The sequence below is a fragment of the Massilia sp. CT11-108 genome, from assembly GCF_047302915.1.
Classification (GTDB): domain Bacteria; phylum Pseudomonadota; class Gammaproteobacteria; order Burkholderiales; family Burkholderiaceae_D; genus Telluria; species Telluria orientalis.
Genome location: NZ_JBKYMO010001553.1, coordinates 1 through 265 on the forward strand (window position 1 = coordinate 1; position 265 = coordinate 265).

Consider the following 265-nt stretch of genomic DNA (forward strand, 5'->3'; position numbering starts at 1 on the left):
TATCCAGGCCGGCCACAATTACACGTACACCCCGGTTGGCCAGTACGGTACATACCTCCGGAAGTTCATCGTCAAAAAATTGCGCTTCATCAACGCCTATCACATGTGCATCACTGGCTAACAATAAAATAGCCGAAGCACTATCAACCGGGGTGGAGGTTATTTTACTGGCATTGTGTGAAATAATGGCATCTTCGCCATAACGGGTATCAGCTTTCGGGCTAAAAATCTCGACTTTAAGCTTGGCTATACGGGCCCGGTTAAG

Annotated in this window: 1 pseudogene; it reads right to left on the minus strand. The window is 47.5% G+C overall.

Features of this window, described 5'->3' with window-relative positions:
• A pseudogene (locus tag ACEN88_RS35590) lies at nt 1–265 on the minus strand (thymidine kinase); the annotation flags it as partial.